General features: G+C 36.8%; 22 protein-coding genes and 1 riboswitch. Of the genes, 16 read left to right on the top strand and 6 right to left on the bottom strand.

The genetic code is table 11. The features are described 5' to 3' along the window. The first annotated feature begins 85 nt into the window (after positions 1–85). A riboswitch (glycine riboswitch) is annotated at positions 86–202 on the top strand. Positions 203–322: 120 nt separating this feature from the next. From PTQ27_RS03945 to PTQ27_RS03925, 5 genes are all read left to right on the top strand, one after another. Further along, entirely contained in the window at positions 323–1,690 is a 1,368-nt protein-coding gene (locus PTQ27_RS03945) for an alanine/glycine:cation symporter family protein (protein ID WP_273747983.1), read from the top strand. A gap of 45 nt (positions 1,691–1,735) precedes the next feature. Beyond that, entirely contained in the window at positions 1,736–2,422 is a 687-nt protein-coding gene (locus tag PTQ27_RS03940) for a thermonuclease family protein (protein WP_273747984.1), read from the top strand. Beyond that, positions 2,415–3,611 (top strand): aminotransferase class V-fold PLP-dependent enzyme, encoded by a 1,197-nt coding sequence (locus tag PTQ27_RS03935; protein ID WP_273747985.1) that lies wholly within the window; start codon positions 2,415–2,417, stop codon positions 3,609–3,611. Before PTQ27_RS03940 ends, PTQ27_RS03935 begins: the two co-directional genes overlap by 8 nt. Before the next feature lie 105 nt (positions 3,612–3,716). Next, positions 3,717–4,691: a 6-phosphofructokinase gene (gene pfkA, locus PTQ27_RS03930; protein WP_273747986.1), complete on the top strand. Its 975-nt coding sequence runs from the start codon at positions 3,717–3,719 to the stop codon at positions 4,689–4,691. A 73-nt stretch (positions 4,692–4,764) separates the two neighbouring features. Continuing rightward, a complete protein-coding gene (locus PTQ27_RS03925; protein ID WP_273747987.1) occupies positions 4,765–5,469 on the top strand; it encodes a YwiC-like family protein in 705 nt (234 codons plus the stop codon). Between the two features lie 51 nt (positions 5,470–5,520). Here the strand turns inward: PTQ27_RS03925 and PTQ27_RS03920 are convergent, their stop codons facing one another. Both PTQ27_RS03920 and rluD read right to left on the bottom strand, forming a co-directional pair. After that, entirely contained in the window at positions 5,521–5,643 is a 123-nt protein-coding gene (locus tag PTQ27_RS03920) for an entericidin A/B family lipoprotein (protein WP_273747988.1), read from the bottom strand. 80 nt (positions 5,644–5,723) lie between these two features. Further along, a complete protein-coding gene (rluD, locus tag PTQ27_RS03915) occupies positions 5,724–6,701 on the bottom strand; it encodes a 23S rRNA pseudouridine(1911/1915/1917) synthase RluD (protein WP_273747989.1) in 978 nt (325 codons plus the stop codon). 138 nt (positions 6,702–6,839) lie between these two features. Between rluD and PTQ27_RS03910 the strand changes: the two genes are divergently transcribed. The 9 genes from PTQ27_RS03910 to PTQ27_RS03870 all read left to right on the top strand — a co-directional run bounded on the left by PTQ27_RS03910 (position 6,840) and on the right by PTQ27_RS03870 (position 13,543). Then, complete coding sequence (locus PTQ27_RS03910; protein WP_273747990.1) at positions 6,840–7,619, top strand: outer membrane protein assembly factor BamD; 780 nt, start codon at positions 6,840–6,842, stop codon at positions 7,617–7,619. Positions 7,620–7,694: 75 nt separating this feature from the next. Then, a complete protein-coding gene (gene tsaD / locus PTQ27_RS03905) occupies positions 7,695–8,729 on the top strand; it encodes a tRNA (adenosine(37)-N6)-threonylcarbamoyltransferase complex transferase subunit TsaD (protein ID WP_273747991.1) in 1,035 nt (344 codons plus the stop codon). Between the two features lie 86 nt (positions 8,730–8,815). After that, the gene (cyaY, locus tag PTQ27_RS03900; RefSeq protein ID WP_273747992.1) at positions 8,816–9,121 is read left to right on the top strand and encodes an iron donor protein CyaY; all 306 of its coding nucleotides are present in this window, start codon (positions 8,816–8,818) and stop codon (positions 9,119–9,121) included. 100 nt (positions 9,122–9,221) lie between these two features. Continuing rightward, positions 9,222–11,021 carry a DNA helicase RecQ gene (recQ, locus tag PTQ27_RS03895; protein ID WP_273747993.1) on the top strand — a complete coding sequence of 600 codons (1,800 nt, stop codon included), beginning with the start codon at positions 9,222–9,224 and terminating at the stop codon, positions 11,019–11,021. A 157-nt stretch (positions 11,022–11,178) separates the two neighbouring features. Continuing rightward, positions 11,179–11,721 (top strand): translation initiation factor IF-3, encoded by a 543-nt coding sequence (infC, locus tag PTQ27_RS03890; RefSeq protein WP_273748251.1) that lies wholly within the window; start codon positions 11,179–11,181, stop codon positions 11,719–11,721. A gap of 282 nt (positions 11,722–12,003) precedes the next feature. Next, the gene (gene rpmI / locus PTQ27_RS03885) at positions 12,004–12,201 is read left to right on the top strand and encodes a 50S ribosomal protein L35 (RefSeq protein ID WP_005596065.1); all 198 of its coding nucleotides are present in this window, start codon (positions 12,004–12,006) and stop codon (positions 12,199–12,201) included. Positions 12,202–12,279: 78 nt separating this feature from the next. Continuing rightward, complete coding sequence (gene rplT, locus PTQ27_RS03880; RefSeq protein WP_005596075.1) at positions 12,280–12,633, top strand: 50S ribosomal protein L20; 354 nt, start codon at positions 12,280–12,282, stop codon at positions 12,631–12,633. 54 nt (positions 12,634–12,687) lie between these two features. Further along, positions 12,688–13,212, top strand: coding sequence for a hypothetical protein (locus PTQ27_RS03875; RefSeq protein ID WP_273747996.1), 525 nt, complete (start codon positions 12,688–12,690; stop codon positions 13,210–13,212). 52 nt (positions 13,213–13,264) lie between these two features. After that, positions 13,265–13,543, top strand: a complete 279-nt coding sequence (locus PTQ27_RS03870; protein WP_273747997.1) for a hypothetical protein — start codon at positions 13,265–13,267, stop codon at positions 13,541–13,543. A gap of 46 nt (positions 13,544–13,589) precedes the next feature. Here the strand turns inward: PTQ27_RS03870 and paeA are convergent, their stop codons facing one another. Next, on the bottom strand, positions 13,590–14,882 hold the full coding sequence (gene paeA, locus PTQ27_RS03865; protein ID WP_273747998.1) for a polyamine export protein PaeA: 1,293 nt from the start codon (positions 14,880–14,882) through the stop codon (positions 13,590–13,592). Positions 14,883–14,912: 30 nt separating this feature from the next. Further along, on the bottom strand, positions 14,913–15,548 hold the full coding sequence (locus PTQ27_RS03860; protein ID WP_273747999.1) for a TIGR01621 family pseudouridine synthase: 636 nt from the start codon (positions 15,546–15,548) through the stop codon (positions 14,913–14,915). 49 nt (positions 15,549–15,597) lie between these two features. Between PTQ27_RS03860 and PTQ27_RS03855 the strand changes: the two genes are divergently transcribed. Continuing rightward, positions 15,598–16,230 (top strand): histidine phosphatase family protein, encoded by a 633-nt coding sequence (locus tag PTQ27_RS03855; protein ID WP_273748000.1) that lies wholly within the window; start codon positions 15,598–15,600, stop codon positions 16,228–16,230. Between the two features lie 148 nt (positions 16,231–16,378). Here the strand turns inward: PTQ27_RS03855 and purT are convergent, their stop codons facing one another. Next, the gene (purT, locus tag PTQ27_RS03850) at positions 16,379–17,560 is read right to left on the bottom strand and encodes a formate-dependent phosphoribosylglycinamide formyltransferase (RefSeq protein ID WP_273748001.1); all 1,182 of its coding nucleotides are present in this window, start codon (positions 17,558–17,560) and stop codon (positions 16,379–16,381) included. Between the two features lie 185 nt (positions 17,561–17,745). Beyond that, a complete protein-coding gene (locus PTQ27_RS03845) occupies positions 17,746–18,354 on the bottom strand; it encodes a DUF2057 family protein (RefSeq protein WP_273748002.1) in 609 nt (202 codons plus the stop codon). A gap of 137 nt (positions 18,355–18,491) precedes the next feature. On the opposite strand from PTQ27_RS03845, the gene corC reads away from it, so the two are divergent. Continuing rightward, a complete protein-coding gene (gene corC, locus PTQ27_RS03840) occupies positions 18,492–19,391 on the top strand; it encodes a CNNM family magnesium/cobalt transport protein CorC (protein WP_273748003.1) in 900 nt (299 codons plus the stop codon). Positions 19,392–19,428: the final 37 nt, after the last annotated feature.

The following is a 19,428-nucleotide window of genomic DNA, read 5'->3' as shown; positions in this document are numbered from 1 at the left end:
AAGGTAGCTGGAGAGAAATGAATTAACATTTCACCGACGAGGTAAACTCTTTCAGGTGCAACTTTTAGTTGCGAGGACTGTTACTGGACGAACCCTTGGAGAGATCCACTCTATGTAAATAGAAAATGGACGCCGAAGGCGAAAATGCATTACTTATATTTATATGCGTGAAACGCTCAGGCAAAAGGACAGGGGAGAAAAGTAAAATCTATTTAACATCAAGCGAGTTTTTTGTTTTGCAAAAAATTATCGTTTTTTAATCGCTTGTTTGCCATCATTTGCTTTTCTTTCCTTGTAAGCAGTTTTTACGAGGAATTTTCAAATGTCATTTGACACTATTCTTAATCAAATCAATAGTTTTATTTGGGGAGCGCCACTACTTATTTTGCTCTCTGGTGTAGGTCTTTATTTAACACTTTCATTAAAAGGTATCCAAATTACCCAGCTTGGACGTGCTTTCGTTTATATGTTTAAGCCCGAAAAAGGTAACAACCAATCTGGCGATATTTCTGCATTTGCTGCTCTTTCAACTGCTCTTGCTGCCACTATTGGTACGGGAAATATTGTCGGTGTTGCAACCGCAATCCATTCAGGTGGGCCTGGTGCATTATTTTGGATGTGGTTAATTGCTCTATTCGGAATGGCGACAAAATATGCTGAAGGCTTACTGGCTATTAAATATCGAACCAAAGATAAGTCAGGTTTTGTTGCGGGTGGCCCGATGTATTATATCGAAATGGGTATGGGTAAAAAGTGGCGTTGGTTGGCTAAAGCCTTTGCGTTTTTTGGTATTTTAGTTGCCTTACTTGGTATTGGAACATTTCCTCAAGTAAATGGAATTACGACGGCACTGGAAAAAACCTTTGATATTCCAATTATTTTTAGTGCAATTATCTTAACTTTAGTGGTGACATCTATTATTTTAGGCGGTGTAAAACGTATTTCGAAAATTGCTGCGATTATTGTACCTTTTATGGCTATTGCTTATGTGGTCGCCTCGCTATCGGTTATTTTAATGAATGCAGATAAAGTTCCTTCTGCAATAGCAACAATTATTCATGCTGCATTTAATCCTGAAGCCGCATTAGGTGGAGCCTTTGGTTTTACGGTAATGCAAGCAATTCAATTAGGTGTGGCTCGTGGTATTTTTTCTAACGAATCAGGTCTTGGTTCTGCTCCTATTGCAGCAGCTGCTGCACAAACAAAAGAGCCGGTACGCCAAGGCTTAATTTCAATGACAGGCACATTTTTAGATACCATCATTGTATGCACAATGACAGGCTTGGTAATTGTTATTTCAGGAGCTTGGACTGGCGATATTAAAGGTGCCGCATTAACCACCACCGCATTTACTCAAGGGTTAGACAGCTCGTTTGGGGCCATTATCGTTACTGTTGGTTTAGTCTTTTTTGCATTCACAACCATTTTAGGTTGGTGCTATTATGGCGAACGTTGCTTTGTCTATTTAACTAAAGGGCGAACACAATATCTCAAACTTTATCGTTTCGTCTTTATTGCATTAATTGCCTCTGCTCCATTTTTAACCCTTGAAACTATCTGGACGATAGCAGATATTGTAAATGGTTTAATGGCATTCCCAAATTTAATTGCTCTTATTGCATTACGCAAAGTGATTATTGGCGAAACTAAAGATTTCTTTAATCGTCTTAAAAAAGGCGAAACATTATAAAATCTGATAAAATATAGGGTATCAATGCCCTATATTTTTTTATTTATGAAGTATATTTATTCTCTTATTATTACTTTTCTTTTTTGTCTAAATAGTGTTGCCTCTGAGCGACAAATCCAATGCAAAGTCGTAAGTATTAGTGATGGCGATACGCTTACTTGCTTATTCGATCGCAAACAAATTAAAGTCCGATTACTTCACATCGATGCACCGGAATCCTCACAACCTTATGGGAACAGAGCAAAACAAGCTTTAGCAAACCAGGTTTTTAAACAAAATGTTATGCTCAAAAGTACAGGTTACGATCGTTACCAGCGATTACTTGCTGAGGTGTATAACGACAAAGGCGAAAATATTAATTTAAAATTAGTGCAACAAGGTATGGCTTGGGCTTATACAAGAACCGCTAAACACTATGAACAGGCCCAAAAACACGCTCAACAAGCAAGAATCGGTTTGTGGCGAGACAATTCTCCCATACCACCTTCAGAATGGCGAAAACATAATGGAGTGTCTTCTACACAAGCGGTTAAAAATCGTGAAAGTTTTGCGAACTCATCTCGACATATTAATTGCCAAAGAAAACTAAGCTGCCAACAAATTGGTAGCTATGAACTTGCATTACGTTATTTTCGCCAATGTGGTTGGAAAGAATTAGATGGTAATAATGATGGTATTCCGTGTAACAAACTTATCGCAAAGCACAGCAAAATAGGAAATAATTATGCTTAATACTGAATTTCGTAGTCATTTTCCCTTTTTTAAAAAATCAGAGAGTTGGACGTATTTAGATTCAGCCGCAACAACGCTAAAGCCAAACACATTAATTCAAGCAACGAGTGAATTTTATGCCTCTGCGGGTTCTGTTCATCGTAGTCAATATGATTTACCACAAACAGAACAATATGAGCAAGCTCGTGAATTAGTAGCAAAACGGTTTAATGTAGAAGCTCGTGAAGCTGTCATTTGGACAAATGGAACAACGCAAAGTATTAATCTTGTTGCTTATGGCTTAGAGCATCAAATTTCAGCAGAAGATGAAATTATTATTTCTGTCGCCGAACATCACGCTAATTTCATTCCTTGGCAACAACTTGCAAAACGCAAACAAGCAAAATTAATTGTTTTGCCTCTTGATGATAATTATCAGATTAATGTCGATACATTAAAAAAAGCATTATCCGAAAAAACCAAAGTTGTCGCATTTAATTTAGTTTCCAATGTGACGGGGGTTCGCCAAGATGCCGAGCAATTAATTCCTATAATCCGCCAATATTCTAACGCTAAAATTTTGCTGGATATTGCTCAAGCTGTTTGTTGTGAACAGGTCAATGTGCAAAAGTTAGATGCCGATTTCTATGCTTTTTCGGCTCATAAAATGTACGGCCCAAATGGTGTGGGTGTACTCACTGGTAAATTGCAAAGTTTAGAAGAAATTCAACCGCTTGTATTCGGTGGAAAAATGCTGAAAACTATTACCGAAAATAGCTTAACTGTTTCAGAACTCCCCTATCGTTTAGAGGCTGGCACACCAAATATTGCAGGCATTATCGGTTTTGGTGAAGTGCTAAAATGGCTTAATAACTTAGACTTCAAAGCTCTAAATCATAACCTTTATGCGTTATCAGAATCTTGTCGCAAGCGGTTAAATGCTTACCCAAATTTGCAAATTCTTGGACAACAAAATACACCGACTATTAGCTTTGTGATCAAAAATCAGCACCCTGCGGATATAGCCGCCTTTTTAACGCAAAGTAAAATCGCAATTCGTCACGGTGAACATTGTGCAAAACCCTACTTACGCTATTTAGCTCAAGTTGGCACTCTTAGAATTTCACTTGCACATTACAATAATCAAGAAGATATTGAGCAATTTTTCAACGCATTAGATTTCGCTTTAGAAATTTTGCAAGAAAGCTAAAACTAAATCAAAAAATACGTATTTTTTAGTAGAACGAAAAGGCTGAATATTGTAATCTTTGCATCAGTTCTAATTTAAGTTAATTTATCAACAAGGTGTTTTTAAATGAGTAAAAAAATTAAAAAAATTGCAGTTTTAACCAGTGGTGGTGATGCACCAGGTATGAATGCCGCAATCCGTGGTGTAGTACGTACTGCCTTAAACGAGGGGTTAGAAGTTTGTGGTGTTCAAGACGGTTATTATGGTCTTTATCACGATAAAGTCATTCCACTTGACAGACGTTCTGTATCAGAAACAATCAACCGTGGTGGTACATTCTTAGGTTCCGCTCGCTTCCCTGATTTCAAAAGACTTGAAGTACGCAAGCAATGTGTCGAAACATTAAAAAAATATAATATTGATGCATTAGTTGTTATTGGTGGAGACGGCTCTTATATGGGGGCTAAATTATTAACTGAGGAATTTGGTTATCCTTGTATTGGTATTCCTGGCACCATTGATAATGATATTGTTGGTACAGACTACACTATCGGTTATCAAACTGCATTAGAAACAGCATTAGATGCGATTGACCGTTTACGTGATACTTCAAGCTCACATCAACGTATCTCTATTGTGGAAATTATGGGTCGTCACTGTGGCGATTTAACATTAAGTGCCGCATTAGCAGGTGGTTGTGAGTATGTTATCGTGCCAGAAAAAGGTTTAGATAAAGAATCTCTAATGAAAAGCATTGAAGATGGCTTCCATAAAGGTAAACGCCACTCAATCATCGCTATTACTGAATTAATGACAGATGTTCACGAACTAGCAAGAGAAATTGAAGAGAGATTTGGTAACGAAACCCGTGCCACAGTATTAGGCCATACTCAACGTGGTGGTTCGCCTTGTGCTTTTGACCGTATTTTAGCTTCACGTATGGGTGTATATGCAGTTGAATTATTACTTCAAGGCTTTGGTGGACATTGTGTGGGTATCCAAAATGAACAATTAGTTCATCACGATATTATTGATGCAATTAACAATATGCGTCGTCCATTTAAAGAAGAATTATTTGAAGCCTCTAGAAAATTATTCTAATCTTACTTACAATTTAAAGGCGACTATTTTAGTCGCCTTTTTGTTTTTAAAATCAGCTTAAGAAGGAATAGAAATGTTAAATGATAAACCGGTAATTTCTAATCAGCACGGAGCATTAGCAATGGCGATTTTACCCTTTTTTTATGGTGTTATTGCAAGTCGGTTTATACCTTTACACATATTTTTTGGGTTGTCTTGGTTAGCTCTTTATTTTTTCTCTTATCCTTTCCTCTCTTTATTTAGTAAAAAACCAACTGTACGTAATAAAAAATGGGCAAAAATTTATTTTATTTTAAGCCTTGTATTTGCATTGCCTGTTATTTATAGCAAACCGGCTATTTTGCAATTTTTACTTATTATTCTACCGCTTGGATTGATTCAAATTTATTTTGCTAAACAAAAAGATGAACGAAATTTATGGAATGATATTGCAGGCATTTTAACCTTTGGTGTAATAGGAATGGCTAGTTTCTACTTAGTGCAAGAAGAATATAATTTTTATATTTTATTACACCCTACACTATTTTTTATAGCCACTACTTTTTATGTAAAAAGTATGGTTCGAGAACGTCGTAATCCAATTTATATGGAAATAAGCATCGGATTGCACCTTTTATTTGCGATTATTTATGCCTTATTTTCAATGCCTATTTTCTTTGCATATTTAGTCGCTCTTGCAAGAGCAATTATTGTACCCAGCTTAGGTTGGAATGTTAAACAAGTAGGAATGTTAGAGTTTCCTGTAATTTTAATATTTCTTATCTGCTTAATATGGTAATAAAAAACCTCTGAAAGTTATGTTCAGAGGTTTTTAATAATCTATTTGGTTTTATTGTGCGGTTTGTTGAATTTTATCGCCCGCTTTTTCAATGTCTTTACCTACACCATCGACGGTATTACAAGCGGTTAAAAAAGTTGCTGTTGCTAAAATTGCTAATACTAATTTTTTCATAAAAAGCTCCTTATTTTTTGCTGTTTTGTTATGAAAACAACTTGACTATAACAAGTTTAGATAGTAAATGCAAATTTCAATTAATAATCCAACTCGTCTTTATACAATTCATAATCCGCTTTTAGTGCCTGAACAAGCTCAACAAAATCATCTGGTAATGGTGCGTGCCACTCCATTAATTCGCCCGTAATAGGGTGTTCTAATCTTAGCATTGTTGCGTGTAGTGCTTGTCTTTGAAACCCACGTAACACGGTTAAAAACTCCTCGCTAGCCCCTTTGGGTGGACGAGGTCTGCCACCATATAGCTGATCCCCTAATAACGGATGAGCAATATAGGCCATATGCACACGAATTTGATGAGTTCTCCCTGTTTCTAAACGCAGACGTAAGCGTGTGTAGTTACGAAAACGCTCCATAATACGATAATGCGTTACCGCAGGTTTTCCCATAGGATGAACTGCCATTGCTGTACGCTTAGTTGGGTGGCGAGCCATTGGCTCATCTACTTTACCCCCTTGAGTCATAATGCCACTTGCAACCGCTTCATATTCCCGAGTAATGCGACGTTTTTGTAAAGCGGTCACTAAGTGAGTTTGAGCAGGAATATTTTTTGCAATAACCATTAGTCCGGTTGTATCTTTATCTAAACGATGAACAATCCCTGCTCGAGGCACTTCAGCAATAGATGGATAGTAATGCAACAAGGCATTTAATACCGTTCCGTCAGGATTACCTGCCCCCGGATGCACGACTAAATCTTTTGGTTTATTAATAACAATAATATCATCATCTTCATAAACAATATTTAAAGGAATATCCTGTGGTTCAAAACGAACTTCTTCTTCAATTTCTGCAGCAATCTCAACTTCTTCCCCACCAAAGACCTTCTCTCTTGCTTTATTAACAATATTCCCATTTACTTTCACTAAATTATTTTCAATCCATACTTTAATGCGAGAGCGTGAATAGTCTGGAAAAAGTTGTGCCAGGGCTTGATCTAAACGAGCCCCGAGTAAGTCTGCTGTAATTTCTGCTTTTAAAATTTTTTGTTGAGTCATTAAATAATAAATCCTAATTAGCCATTTGCTTACTGGCTTGATGTTATATAAAATAGAATGAACTTCATAAGTTATTCTTAGTCTGACGACATTGTACATTAAACTTTTCGTCCTCGACACTTTTTATAGGTAAAACATATGCGTAAATTTAAATCTCTTGCCACTTTATTACTAGCAGGACTTGTTGTTACAGGTTGTTCAAGTACGAATAAAGAGCTTGAAGAAGCTCCGGTTCAAGATCTTTATAGTAAAGGTCAAACTTATTTACAAGATGGCGATTATAATTCAGCTATCCGCTATTTAGAAGCTGCAGGTTCTAAAGGTGGGCAATATTCAGGAATTGGTGAGCAAACCCAATTAAGTTTAATTTATGCAAACTATAAAGTAGGCGAATACTATAAAGCATTAGATGCAGCAGAGCGTTTTGCTCGTGCTTACCCAAATGCTGCTAATATGGATTACGTATTTTATTTAGCGGCTCTTTCAAATGCTCGCTTAGGTGATAATTTTATCCAAGATTTCTTTGGTGTGAATCGTTCATCTCGTGCGGTTGATAACATTCGCAACGCTTATGGTAATTTTCAAACTATCGTACAACATTATCCACAAAGCCAATATGCACAAGATGCTCAAAATTGGATGAATTATCTATTTAACCGCTTAGCAGAACACGAATTGGCTGTTGTAAAATTTTATGACAAACGCAATGCTTATGTTGCTGTAGTAAATCGTATAGAAGAAATGTTACGCTTTTATCCGAATACCGTCGCAACTAAAAAAGCATTACCTTATTTAAAAGAAGCCTTTAAGCAAATGGGCATTCAAGATTCTGAACAAAAAACAGATATTCTTATCCAAGAATACGAAAATAAAACATTACCTAGTCCTGAAAAGCCGAAATATGGTGAACAATTTTAATTAGGTATAACAATAATTCCAGGGGCGATAATTCGCCCCTTTTGGCTTTTACCTTATCGAATAAATTTAAAAACTATGCGAATTTTAGGCATTGAAACATCTTGTGATGAAACAGGTGTTGCCATTTACGACGAACAAAAAGGCTTAGTAGCAAATCAGCTTTATAGCCAAATTGAAATGCACGCAGATTATGGCGGTGTTGTGCCAGAGCTTGCATCTCGAGATCACATTCGAAAAACCATTCCCCTAGTGCAAGAAGCATTAAAAGAAGCAAATCTTAAGCCTTCCGATATTGATGGTATTACTTATACCGCAGGCCCTGGCTTAGTGGGTGCTTTATTAGTGGGGGCAACTATTGCTCGTTCACTTGCTTACGCTTGGAATGTGCCGGCTCTTGGTGTTCATCATATGGAAGGGCATTTACTTGCTCCGATGTTAGAAGAAAACGCCCCCGAATTCCCTTTTGTCGCTTTACTGATTTCAGGTGGCCACACCCAATTAGTAAAAGTTGATGCCGTTGGGGAATATGAATTACTCGGCGAATCGATTGATGATGCCGCAGGCGAGGCATTTGATAAAACAGGGAAACTACTCGGGCTAGACTATCCTGCTGGTGTGGCGATGTCAAAATTGGCAGAATCCGGCACACCAAATCGTTTTAAATTCCCCCGCCCGATGACAGACAGACCTGGCTTAGATTTCAGCTTTTCTGGCTTAAAAACCTTTGCCGCAAATACAATCAAAGCGAATCTAAACGAAAATGGCGAATTAGATGAACAAACCCGTTGTGATATTGCCCACGCATTTCAGCAAGCTGTTGTCGATACAATCCTAATCAAATGTAAACGGGCATTAGAACAAACAGGCTATAAACGGCTTGTGATGGCAGGTGGTGTGAGTGCGAATAAGCAATTACGAGCAGACCTTGCCGAAATGATGAAAAAATTAAAAGGCGACGTTTTCTACCCTCGCCCACAATTTTGTACCGATAATGGGGCAATGATCGCCTACACAGGTTTTTTACGCTTAAAAAACGGCGAACGAACAGATTTAAGTGTGAGTGTTAAACCTCGTTGGGCAATGACAGAGCTACCAAGCATTAACCCTTAATCTTCAAGCGGTCTGATTTTGTCGAAATTTTGCAAAATTACACAAAAAAATAACCGCTTGTTTTTTTATTTTATGATGGAGAAAAAATGAATACCGCACAATTTCACCAAGCTGTAGAACAAGTATGGCAACAAATTGAAGAAAAAATTGATGACAAAGGTTTATCAGTCGATACCGAAATTCAAGGTGCTGTTTGCACCTTAACCTTTGATGATGATTCCCAAATTGTGATCAATAAACAAGAAGCAATGCTTGAATTATGGTTGGCAAGCAAGCTCGGCGGTTTCCATTTTAAAAATATCGACGGCAAATGGGTAACGGCAGAAGGGCGTAGTTTCTGGCAACATTTGGAAGAAGCCTTTGCAAGACACGGGGAAGAAATTTCTTTTTAATCCCAATATTTCAATGATGATAGCACTTGTCTTTGATGAGTGCTCTATTTTTTATATCAACTATACTCATCAAAAATAAGTACCAATAAATAAGAATTTAATGAATACCACTGCAATTTCTGTTTTAAATAATGTTTTTGGCTATCAAAAATTCCGAGATGGGCAAGAAGAAGTGATCAATGCCGTCTTGGAAAATCGTGATTGCCTTGTCATTATGACAACAGGCGGTGGGAAATCACTCTGCTATCAAGTGCCGGCTCTTTGCTTGGAAGGATTGACGTTGGTTATTTCACCACTTATCTCGTTAATGAAAGACCAAGTAGATCAACTCATTACCAATGGCATTGAAGCGGCTTACCTAAATTCTACACAAAGCTTTGAAGAGCAACAGAGTGTTGAACAAAAAGCGTTATCGGGTCAATTAAAATTGCTCTATCTTTCGCCCGAGAAAGTGATGACGCAAGGTTTCTTTCACTTTATCTCTCATTGCAAAATCAGTTTTATTGCGGTTGATGAAGCACATTGTGTTTCACAATGGGGGCACGATTTTCGCCCCGAATATACCTTACTTGGTGGCTTACGCACCACTTTTCCCAACGTGCCACTAATGGCATTAACGGCAACGGCAGATCCGACAACCCGAGCCGATATTCTGCACCATTTACGCTTAAATAAACCGCATATTTATTTAGGGAGCTTTGACCGCCCAAATATTCGCTATACCGTGCAAGAAAAATTCAAACCGCTTGAGCAATTAGTAAAATTTATCAATAAACAGCAAGGAAAAAGTGGCATTGTTTACTGTAATAGTCGCAAAAAAGTGGAAGAAATTACCGAAAAACTATCTGCCCGAAAAATTAGCGTAATGGGCTACCACGCCGGAATGAGTTTTGAACAACGGGAATTCGTGCAAAATGCCTTTCAGCGAGATAATATTCAAATTGTGGTGGCGACTATCGCCTTTGGTATGGGGATCAATAAATCTAACGTGCGTTTTGTAGTGCATTTCGATCTTCCTCGTTCGATAGAATCCTACTACCAAGAAACTGGACGTGCAGGACGTGATGATTTACCCTCTGAGGCTGTTTTGTTTTACGACCCGAGCGATTATGCTTGGCTACAAAAAATCTTACTAGAAGAGCCAGAAAGCGAGCAACGAGATATTAAACAGCATAAATTACAAGCAATTAGTGCTTTTGCAGAATCGCAAACTTGCCGCCGTTTAGTTCTGCTCAATTACTTTGGTGAACATAGACAAGAAGCTTGTAAAAACTGCGATATTTGCTTAGATCCGCCACAAAAATATGATGGTTTAATTGATGCTCAAAAAGTAATGTCGGTCATTTACCGTACAGGGCAAATTTTTGGGCAACATCATATTGTTGCGGTTTTACGAGGAATGAATAATCTTAAAATCCGAGAACATAACCACGATCAACTCTCTGTTTACGGCATAGGCAAAGAACAAAGCCAACATTATTGGCTAAATGTGATTAGGCAGCTGATTCACTTAGGGTTAATTTTTCAAAATATAACTAATCATTCCGCTTTGCAATTAACAGAAAATGCTCGTGTTTTCTTACGGGGCGAAAAGCCCTTACAGCTTGCAATGCCTCGTTTGGGTGTTTCAGCAACCGCTTTTGTGCAAAGGCAAGCAAGCCAACGCTACGACAAAGACTTATTTGCTCGCTTACGCTTTTTACGTAAGCAAATCGCCGATAAAGAAAATATTCCGCCTTACATCGTTTTCAATGATGCCACTCTACAGGAAATGGCGGAGTTTTTACCAACATCTAAAATAGAAATGTTAGAAATAAATGGTGTGGGCGAACGAAAATTTGAGCGTTTTGGCGAAGCTTTTATGACCTTAATCAAAGAACATCAAAATAACCGTAAATAGTGAGCAAAATAGGTGTTTGTTATTGCATAAGCCTTGAAAATCCTATAGAATTCGTTCGTTTATCCGTTTTATATCCAGATAAAACGGTCATTATAAGAATATCTATCTTCTGCTAAGCAGTTGATTTTAACCAAACTTTACTAGAAGGAATTATACTATTAAACCTGTAAAACGTGTTCAGTCAAATCGTGCACACCGTCTTAACGACGAAATTCGTGGCGTAAAAGAGGTTCGCTTAACTGATGAAAATGGCGAACAAGTTGGTATCGTATCGATTCAAGAAGCATTAAGCCGAGCTGAAGAAGCTGAGTTAGACTTAGTAGAAATTAGCCCAAATGCCGAGCCGCCTGTTTGCCGTATTATGAACTACGGTAAATTTATCTACGAAAAAGAAAAAGCGGCTAAGGAACAAAAGAAAAAACAAAAAGTTGTTCAAGTGAAGGAAATTAAATTCCGTCCTGGCACAGATGAAGGTGACTATCAAGTTAAACTTCGTAATATTATCCGTTTCTTAGAAGATGGTGACAAAGTTAAAATTACCGTTCGTTTCCGTGGTCGTGAGATGGCTCACCAAGAAATTGGTATGGATGTCTTAGAACGTGTAAAAACCGATACAGCAGAAATTGCGGCTGTTGAATCTGCACCGGGTAAATTGGAAGGTCGCCAAGTTGTAATGGTTATTGCACCGAAGAAAAAATAGTACTTAGTATTAATTCATAAAGGCGTATATTTTATACGTCTTTTTTATGTGTATAAGATATGAATTCTACTTGCATAAAGTGCAAATTTTAGCTAAAATCCTCCAGTTTTTTGCATATGCAAAGAATAAAAGCAATCAACAGGCAGACTCAGCAGCCTGATTTGCTTTTTAACAACGATAAAATCGTTATTGAGAGATAATTAGAGCCTTACAAGTAATATTGGCAGCAATATTCGCCTAATTGTCACATTTTTAATCAAACAATGCGGAGTTATTTTAACAATGCCTAAAATTAAAACAGTACGTGGTGCTGCTAAGCGTTTCAAGAAAACAGCTTCTGGCGGTTTCAAACGTAAACAATCTCACTTACGTCATATTTTGACTAAGAAAACCACTAAACGTAAACGTCACTTACGCCACAAATCAATGGTAGCGAAAGCAGACCAAGTATTAGTAGTAGCTTGTTTACCATACGCATAAGCGTAAGTTAGACAAGACATAAAGTTACGTACTTTAGTCAAATTTTAGTTCAATTTATTACATTTAGGAGATTAAATAATGGCTCGTGTAAAACGTGGTGTTATTGCAAGAGCACGCCATAAGAAAGTTCTTAAGGCTGCTAAAGGTTATTATGGTGCGCGTTCACGTGTTTATCGTGTTGCGTTCCAAGCTGTAATTAAAGCTGGTCAATATGCTTACCGTGACCGTCGTCAGCGTAAACGTCAATTCCGTCAATTATGGATTGCTCGTATCAATGCTGCAGCACGTCAAAACGGTTTATCTTACAGCAAATTCATCAACGGCTTGAAAAAAGCTTCTGTTGAAATCGATCGTAAGATTTTAGCTGACATCGCTGTATTCGATAAAGTAGCATTCGCTGCTTTAGTTGAAAAAGCAAAATCTGCTCTTTAATTTTAAAGAATAGAGATTAGGACGCCTTAGGCGTCCTTTTTTATACCAAGAAATATGCAAAAACTCATTATCATTAGAGGGCATTCAGGCTCCGGCAAAACTACTTTTGCCAAAGAGAAAATAGCCGAATTTCAACAACAATACCCAATAGCTCACACCTTTCATATTGAAAATGATCTGTTTATTGAACAAGACGGAAAATATGAATGGACGGAAGAACGCTTTCAGCAAGCGAAAAAGCTCGCTTCACAAGCGGTTAAAAATGCATTTAATTTTGCAAAAAATAATCCAAGTGCCGATATTCTCATTATAGTAAGCAATGTCGGCATTAATACCACTGTAATTCACGGATTACAACAATCTGCCCTTAAGCTTAAAATGCATATTGAGGTATATCGTATGCAAAACTTTTTTCCGAATTTACATAATGTGAGTGAAGAAAAGGTTTACAGTATGTATTTAGCATTAAATGATAATCCTATTCAAGGTGAGATATTTATTGAGTCAGTCTCTGATTTCCCTAAAATAATGGGTTCTACAAAAAATTATAATTTTGGGGATAAAAAAGCTAAATTTTAAGTCTAACGAGTGTTACTCAATACACCATTAGTCAGATTATTAAGGATATCAAATGAAAAAATTACTTTTAATGACATTACCTTTAGTTATTACCGCTTGTTCAACACCTACTCAAAAAAGTACGGTTCCAATGGATATGCAAGCAGTAGCAGATTATCAACAACGTGTTATTACAAAGCAAACCGTTAATCCAAATGATAAAAATGATGAACCGCTGAACCAAAGCGATAAACGTTCAAAAAGTACAGCAACTCCAATTCGCCCTGTAATCTATCCAAGCATTGGGGTTGGCTATCATCACGGGTGGGGACGCTATCGCCATTGGTATTAAACTTCCCATATAAAAAATGAGGCAGATTATCATCTGCCTCTTGTAGTTAAATATCTTTACGAATTGAAACCATTAACTGATCAATTTTAAAATTTTCAGTATCAATAATTTCAAACTTATATTTGTTATATAAAACAAAATCTGTTTTCTTTGGAATTTTACGTAGCATATACATCATAAAACCACCTATAGTTTCATAATTTTCCGAACTTGGAAAAGCTTCTATATCTAAGGCTCGCATTACATCTTCCAACGGTGTGGCACCATCAATTAGCCAAGAATCTTCATCACGACGGACAATTTGCTCTTCTTCCGTTGAAACTAGCTCTCCCATTACAATACTCATTACATCATTTAAGGTAATTATGCCAACAACTAAGGCATATTCATTAACAATAACGGCAAAATCTTCACCCGCAGATTTAAATAATTCTAATACTTCGTAGAGTGAGAGCGTATCAGGAATAAATACCGTTTTGCGTAATAAGCGACTATCTGTCAATGAAACTTCTTCTTTTTTTAAATATTGTGTTAGTAAATTATGCGTTTCGACATAACCTAAAATTTTGTCTAATCCACTATCACAAATCAAAACCTTAGAATGAGGATCTTCCCCTAAAGTAGCTAGAACTTGTTCTTTATTATCAATCCGATCTAAAAAAACAATATTCTCACGTGTTGTCATTGTCGAGGTTACACGACGTTCTTGCATTTCAAACACATTTTCAATTAAGTAATGTTCTTGTGCTTTTAAAATGCCTGCTTTTGCCCCTGCATCAACCACTGCAAAAATATCTTCAGAAGTCATATTGTCTTGTCGAACTGTTGAGATACCAAATAGCTTAAATAGCTTATTCGCAATAAAATCAAAGAAGATAACCAGTGGTTTAAATAAGAAAATAGCAACACTCATTACTCCTACGGTTCGTACTGCAACTTGCTCGGGGTAAGTCATTGCTACACTTTTAGGCATTAGATCCGCCAATAACACAAAAGCGGAAGTCACCAATAAAAATGCAACCCAAGAAGCTGCTGTGTTTACCCATTGGGCATCAGGATAATAGTGTGAGAGTAATTCACTAACATAAGGGTTAATTGCACTTTCTCCAACTACACCACCTAAAATAGCCACCATATTTAGACCAATTTGTACAACAGTAATAAATCGTCCAGGTTGCTCTTGTAACCTTAATACTTTTTCAGCTCGTAGATCACCTTCATTGATCATTGCTTGTAATTTTAATTTTCGAGAGCCAGCTAGTGATATTTCAGAAGATGAAATGACCGCACTAATAGCTATCAATACTAAAATAATAAAACTTGCTTCTAATAAGCTCATAAAGACCCCGCTTTAAATGAAGAAGAAAAATTATATCACTTTGCAAATTTTCTGCCAAAAATCACCGCTTGTTGGCATTGCTTGTACGCTAATTTGTTCGTTATCATACTCAAAATCAAGTTGATATGCGTGTAAGTAAACTCTATCTGCCTCTGAGCCTGAGTACAATTTATCACCTAAAATTGGACTACCTAAACTTTTCATCGCAACTCTTAATTGATGCGTTTTACCCGTTTTAGGTTGCAACACAAATTGACGTAACGAGGGTTCAATCGTTGTTGAAGTAAATTGAGTGATAGCTGGATTTTCTTTGCTATGACACAATTTCCAAGCACCATTGCGGGCCTTTTGCATATCACCAACAATTTTGCCTTGCTTTTTCTTTGGTTTTCTATCACTTAATGCCCAGTAGGTTTTCTGAATTTTATGCTGCTCAAATAAGTGGTAAAAATAAGCTGCAGCCTCTTTATTTAAGGCTAAAATTAATAAGCCAGAGGTAATTTTATCTAACCGATGCACAAGCCAAACCTGCTTAACCCCAAGCTGTTTTGCAACGCTTTCCGTTAAACCTATTTCTTCATTATCTTTATGTACACTTACACCATCAGGCTTATTGATAATAATAAAGTCTTGATGTTGATAACAAATCGTCAATTCCGTATTCATTTTGCTATAATCTCAATTAAAATTTTGATTATTTTAACAAGGAAATGCGATGGCACTTACAATTTATTTAATTCGGCACGGAAAAACAGTTTGGAATACTGAAGGTCGATTACAAGGCTCTGCAGACTCAGCATTAGTTGAAGAAGGCATAATAGGAGCTCAAAAGGCAGGAATTGCTTTAAAAAATATCCCTTTTACTGCCGCTTATTCGAGTATGCAAAAGCGTGCACAAGATACTGCGAATTATATTCTGGCAGAAAATAGCCTTTCTAATATCCCACATTTCCATCACTGGGGGCTAAATGAATTCGATTTTGGCTCTTGGGAAGGTGTTAAATCGGTAGATTTACAAGATAACGATGAGTATTGGGTAATGAAACGCACCCCTGCTGAGTATCAAGCAAAAAGCAACGGAGGCGAAGTATTTGAACAATTATATCAACGTGTAACAAATGTATTTAACCAAATTGCTCAATTACATCAAAATGATGAAAATGTACTGATTGTTTCTCACGGAATGACCCTTACCCTACTCACTGCTGTACTTAAAGGTATGCCTTGGCAAGATTTTCGTAATGAAGAAAAACATAGCTTTACGATTAATACCGCTATTACAAAAGTGAAAGTCGAGAATGGACAAATCGAGCTTATTGATTTCAATAATACGGAACACCTAAGCTAAGTGTTATATTATTGTTGTTAAAGAATACAATATTCGCCTTAAAAATTAAGGCAAATAATAACAATATTTGCCTTATTCACGCAACAAGCGATTATTTTTGAATAAAAATTTGCAAAAAATAGAGCTGAGAAAATCAGCCCTATTAACATTACAATCTTATTTCTAATTTATTATAAGCACGGCGAGCCTTTTCTAAGGCTTTTTCAGTGCTGTCATCTCTAGCTAAAATCACACCTAAACGGCGGTGTCCATTTACTTCGCCTTTACCAAATAAACGGATATTCGTGCCTATTTCTTCAAGCACTTTATCTAAACCGCTAAAACACATATTTTCTGATTTTCCTTCAACGACAATCGCCTTCGATGCGGCTGGACTAATACGATAAATCTCAGGAATCGGTAGGCCTAAAATAGCTCGAGCGTGTAGGGCAAATTGCGATAACTCTTGCGATGCCATAGTTACCATTCCGGTATCGTGTGGGCGAGGCGAAACCTCATTAAAAATAATATCATCGCCACAAACAAATAACTCCACACCAAAAACACCTCTGCCTCCCAGTGCCGTTGTTATTTTCTCCGCAACTTCTTGAGCTTTTTGCAATGCTTTGTCAGACATTGCTTGCGGTTGCCAAGATTCACGATAATCGCCATCTTCTTGGATATGACCTATTGGTGTAAGAAACGAAGTTCCATTAATATGGCGGACTGTAAGTTGTGTAATTTCATAATCAAATTTGATAAAACCCTCAACAATAACTCTCCCCCCTCCTGCACGTCCGCCTTGTTGTGAGTAATCCCACGCTTTTTGAATATCTTCTGTAGATTTGATAACGGATTGGCCGTGTCCAGAAGAAGACATTATCGGTTTTACTACACAAGGAATACCAATGGCTTGAATAGCTTGTTCAAATTCTTCAAAATTATTAACAAAACGATAAGGAGATGTTTTCAAACCTAATTCTTCAGCAGCTAAACGGCGAATTCCTTCACGGTTCATTGTAAGCTGGGTCGCTTTGGCTGTTGGAATGATGTTATAGCCTTCTTGTTCTAGCTCAACTAAGGTAGCAGTTGCAATCGCTTCTACTTCTGGCACAATAAAATCAGGTTTTTCTTTTTCAACAAGCTCTCTTAATGCTTGCCCATCTAACATTGAAATTGTATAAGCTCGATGAGCAACTTGTTGTGCTGGTGCATTTTTATAGCGATCTACTGCAATAACCTCTACACCTAACCGCTGTAATTCAATTACCACCTCTTTCCCTAATTCACCTGAACCTAACATCATAACCTTAGTCGCAGCGGGTCTTAACGGTGTACCTATTGTTGTCATTTTTTCTCTCCTAACAAAAAGCAAACGTTTGCGTAATAAAATTATACATTAAATAATGGTAAATTTAAAAGCTAGAGGGGATTTTAAAATAAGATTTCTAATAGATGAGATAGAGCCAATAATCGTAATTATTTTGTTATAAATAAATTGAGCTCTATAGATTATAGAGCTCAACTGACATTCCATTATTTTGTATTTTTAGTCGCCCAATCTAAGAAGCGTTTCTGGGTTTCTTTATCTGCTTTTTGGAATAAAAGCTGTAACTCTTCTTGTGATACTTTGTTGGTATCCACAATAATTTGCCCTTTTGCTTCTAGAGGTGCTGTTGCAAATTTTTGTACAGACGCTGGATTTTTCGCTAAGTTATATTTACTTAAATTTTCTTCAATACGAGTTGATGCTAAAAAACCTTCTCCTTTTAAGAAGTCTTGTTTATGGGAAATAACTTTACCTGAAGCAGTTTTAATAGTAACCGTTTGATTATCTTTAAATTTACGTAAATCTAATTTTGAGTTTAATCTTGGTGCTTCCAGTTTGGCATTTTCAGCACTACCTTGGAAGGTTAAAATAATCTGTTCTGAGGTAAAATAATCGCCTTCCACGGTACCGGCAACTTCAACCACCACTTGGTGTGTTTGATTTTCATTGATTTGCACAGAGGTTGTGCCTGATTTTACTCGCTGACCATCAAAAGCTAAGATTTCAACCTTTGGTGATGAACTTAATGTACCGGCCATACTTACTGCACTTACAAATAATGTGCCAACTGCTAATGCCATTTTGGTTAATTTCATTCAAAACTCCTAAATTAATTAAGAAATAAAAAGATTTTGTCTATCCTATGCTAATTTAAGTAAAAATAGCAATGTTTTATTTGATTTGTCCTCTATTTTGCTTATTATAAGCATAATTTATTTAACTGGAAAAAACTATGAGTGATGAACAACAAAGTGCAAACACATTAGAAAAATCAGAAAAAAAATCTATTTTACACTCTTTATTTAGCGGGCTTTTCCAAAATGAGCCCAAAAATCGTGAAGACTTAGTCGAAGTTATTCGTGATTCTGTTGAAAATGAATTAATTGACAGCGACACAAAAGAAATGATTGAAGGGGTTATGGAGATCTCCGAGCTACGTGTTCGTGATATTATGATTCCTCGTGCTCAAATTGTCTTTATTGATGCAAATGAACCGTTAGAAGCTTGTATTGATTTAATAATTGAATCTGCACACTCCCGTTTTCCTGTTATTCGGGGTGAAAAGGATACGATTGAAGGTATTTTGCACTCTAAAGATTTACTGAAATATCTGCGTTCAGACTCTGAACCTTTTAATCTACAAGAAATTTTACGTCCTGCGGTTATTGTGCCAGAAAGTAAACGTGTGGATAGAATGCTAAAAGAATTCCGTTCCGAACGTTTTCATATGGCGGTTGTAGTTGATGAATTTGGTGCAGTTTCTGGTTTAGTTACTATTGAAGATATTCTCGAGCAAATTGTGGGCGATATTGAAGATGAATTTGATGAAGAAGAAGTAAAACCTATTCGTCAGCTTTCTCGCCATACTTATGCTATTTTACCACTCACAGATATTAAAAAATTCAATGAGTTTTTTGCTACCAACTTTAACGATGAGGAAGTTGATACTATTGGCGGGCTTGTAATGCAGGCTTTCGGTTATTTCCCTAAAAGAGATGAACAAATCGAATTAGAAGGGTTGGATTTCAAAGTAACTTCTGCAAATAGCCGCCAGCTTATTCAACTGAGGGTTACGCTTTCTGATGAACAGTTGGAAAAAATGGAACAGCGTTCTCAACCTGAAGAAGAATAATCTATTAATTTCAATGAAAGGCACGTTTCGACGTGCC

This window comes from Mannheimia cairinae (assembly GCF_028649535.1).
GTDB classification, from domain to species: Bacteria; Pseudomonadota; Gammaproteobacteria; order Enterobacterales; family Pasteurellaceae; genus Mannheimia; species Mannheimia cairinae.
Note: the sequence above shows the minus strand (reverse complement) of the source record. Positions and strands in the feature narration are given on the sequence as shown.

Excerpts from the sequence above, each read along its gene's own strand:
- recQ (WP_273747993.1), top strand. The coding sequence starts at position 9,222 with ATGAATACCACTGCAATTTCTGTTTTAAATAATGTTTTTGGCTATCAA.
- PTQ27_RS03945 (WP_273747983.1), top strand. The coding sequence starts at position 323 with ATGTCATTTGACACTATTCTTAATCAAATCAATAGTTTTATTTGGGGA.
- rluD (WP_273747989.1), bottom strand. The coding sequence starts at position 6,701 with ATGACTCAACAAAAAATTTTAAAAGCAGAAATTACAGCAGACTTACTC.
- PTQ27_RS03910 (WP_273747990.1), top strand. The coding sequence starts at position 6,840 with ATGCGTAAATTTAAATCTCTTGCCACTTTATTACTAGCAGGACTTGTT.
- PTQ27_RS03925 (WP_273747987.1), top strand. The coding sequence starts at position 4,765 with ATGTTAAATGATAAACCGGTAATTTCTAATCAGCACGGAGCATTAGCA.
- PTQ27_RS03935 (WP_273747985.1), top strand. The coding sequence starts at position 2,415 with ATGCTTAATACTGAATTTCGTAGTCATTTTCCCTTTTTTAAAAAATCA.
- PTQ27_RS03920 (WP_273747988.1), bottom strand. The coding sequence starts at position 5,643 with ATGAAAAAATTAGTATTAGCAATTTTAGCAACAGCAACTTTTTTAACC.
- PTQ27_RS03860 (WP_273747999.1), bottom strand. The coding sequence starts at position 15,548 with ATGAATACGGAATTGACGATTTGTTATCAACATCAAGACTTTATTATT.
- pfkA (WP_273747986.1), top strand. The coding sequence starts at position 3,717 with ATGAGTAAAAAAATTAAAAAAATTGCAGTTTTAACCAGTGGTGGTGAT.
- PTQ27_RS03940 (WP_273747984.1), top strand. The coding sequence starts at position 1,736 with ATGAAGTATATTTATTCTCTTATTATTACTTTTCTTTTTTGTCTAAAT.
- PTQ27_RS03855 (WP_273748000.1), top strand. The coding sequence starts at position 15,598 with ATGGCACTTACAATTTATTTAATTCGGCACGGAAAAACAGTTTGGAAT.
- tsaD (WP_273747991.1), top strand. The coding sequence starts at position 7,695 with ATGCGAATTTTAGGCATTGAAACATCTTGTGATGAAACAGGTGTTGCC.
- rplT (WP_005596075.1), top strand. The coding sequence starts at position 12,280 with ATGGCTCGTGTAAAACGTGGTGTTATTGCAAGAGCACGCCATAAGAAA.
- paeA (WP_273747998.1), bottom strand. The coding sequence starts at position 14,882 with ATGAGCTTATTAGAAGCAAGTTTTATTATTTTAGTATTGATAGCTATT.
- PTQ27_RS03875 (WP_273747996.1), top strand. The coding sequence starts at position 12,688 with ATGCAAAAACTCATTATCATTAGAGGGCATTCAGGCTCCGGCAAAACT.
- purT (WP_273748001.1), bottom strand. The coding sequence starts at position 17,560 with ATGACAACAATAGGTACACCGTTAAGACCCGCTGCGACTAAGGTTATG.
- corC (WP_273748003.1), top strand. The coding sequence starts at position 18,492 with ATGAGTGATGAACAACAAAGTGCAAACACATTAGAAAAATCAGAAAAA.
- cyaY (WP_273747992.1), top strand. The coding sequence starts at position 8,816 with ATGAATACCGCACAATTTCACCAAGCTGTAGAACAAGTATGGCAACAA.
- PTQ27_RS03870 (WP_273747997.1), top strand. The coding sequence starts at position 13,265 with ATGAAAAAATTACTTTTAATGACATTACCTTTAGTTATTACCGCTTGT.
- rpmI (WP_005596065.1), top strand. The coding sequence starts at position 12,004 with ATGCCTAAAATTAAAACAGTACGTGGTGCTGCTAAGCGTTTCAAGAAA.
- PTQ27_RS03845 (WP_273748002.1), bottom strand. The coding sequence starts at position 18,354 with ATGAAATTAACCAAAATGGCATTAGCAGTTGGCACATTATTTGTAAGT.